At 47.4% G+C, this 1,668-nt stretch carries 1 protein-coding gene; it reads left to right on the top strand.

Annotated features, from left to right (window positions below):
• Positions 1-111 precede the first annotated feature (111 nt).
• Positions 112-1,668, top strand: a 1,557-nt coding sequence (locus OS145_RS01450) for an OsmC domain/YcaO domain-containing protein (RefSeq protein ID WP_006954196.1), incomplete at its 3' end; no start/stop codon positions are given.

Genomic DNA, 1,668 nt, shown 5'->3' on the forward strand with positions numbered 1-1,668 from the left:
TTGGGCTGCGGCGCATTAAGAAATATCTTAATTTTCGTGATTTTACCCATGACGCAGGCATCAAAAGACGAGATAATGCGCGCTTTGTTTTAGCAATCAGGTCGAAGCGCTATGGAAATCAAAGTTAATTTTTTAGAAAATCTCAAACTCGAAGCTAAGTTTGACGATTTCACCGTTATTGCCGATCAGCCTATTCGTTATAAAGGTGACGGCTCTGCGCCTAGCCCATTCGACTATTTTCTCGCATCATCAGCCTTGTGCGCGGCATACTTCATTCGCTTGTACTGTAATGCGCGCGATATTCCAACGGAGAATATTCGGTTATCGCAAAACAATATCGTCGATCCCGAAGACCGCTATAACCAGATCTTTAAAATTCAGGTCGAACTCCCAGAGGATATTTCGGACAAAGACCGCCAAGGTATTCTCAGAGCCGTCGAGCGCTGTACAGTCAAACGTGTGGTGCAAACTGAACCTGATTTTCAGATTGAGACCGTCGATAGCCTCGACGACAGCGCTCAAGCTCTCTTGATGGAGGCGCCAGACGGCGATCACACGACCTTTATTAAAGGCAAAGATTTACCTCTAGAGCAAACCATCGCCAACATGACTCAAATACTGGCTGACTTGGGCATGAAAATCGAGATCGCTTCTTGGCGCAATATCGTGCCAAACGTGTGGTCTCTGCATGTGCGTGATGCCGCATCGCCGATGTGCTTTACCAACGGCAAAGGCGCGACAAAAGAAGCCGCCTTATGCTCTGCATTAGGTGAGTTCATTGAACGCCTCAACTGTAATTTCTTTTATAACGACCAGTACTTTGGTCAAGAGATTGCGCAAAGCGAGTTTGTCCACTATCCCAACGAACGTTGGTTTGAGCTCACCGAAGACGACAGCCTACCTAGCGGCATTTTAGACGACTATACACGTGCTATTTATGACCCTGAAAACGAGTTAGCTGGCTCGAATTTAATCGACACCAACTCCGGTAATATCCAGCGCGGTATCTGTGCGCTACCGTTTCAACGCCACTCGGATGGTGAAACGGTGTACTTTCCTTCTAACTTAATCGAAAACCTGTACTTAAGTAACGGTATGAGCGCCGGTAATACGCTCGACGAAGCGGTTGTCCAATGCCTATCTGAAATATTCGAACGCGCCGTCAAGCGCGAAATTATCGAAAATGAAATCGCATTGCCTGACGTACCGGACATCGTTCTTGAGCGCTTTCCCAAACTCGTAGAAGGCATCAAGGGACTAGAAGAGCAAGGCTATCCCGTATTAGTAAAAGACGCCTCGCTAGGCGGTCAATTTCCTGTAGCCTGTGTCACTCTGATGAACCCTCGCAGCGGTGGTGTGTTTGCCTCGTTTGGTGCGCACCCCAGCTTAGAAGTTGCTCTTGAGCGCAGTCTCACTGAGCTTTTACAAGGGCGCAGCTTTGAAGGATTAAACGACTTACCTGCGCCGACTTTTAACCAAATGGCTGTTACCGAGCCCAATAACTTTGTTGAACACTTTATCGACTCATCAGGTGTAGTGTCGTGGCGTTTCTTCAGCGCACGTTCAGAATATGAATTCGTCGATTGGGACTTTTCTGGCTCAAATCATGAGGAAGTGAGTACCTTGTTTGGGATCCTTTCTGATTTAGGCAAAGAGGCCTATGTCGCC

It is taken from the genome of Idiomarina baltica OS145, from assembly GCF_000152885.1.
In the GTDB taxonomy this organism is placed as follows: domain Bacteria; phylum Pseudomonadota; class Gammaproteobacteria; order Enterobacterales; family Alteromonadaceae; genus Idiomarina; species Idiomarina baltica.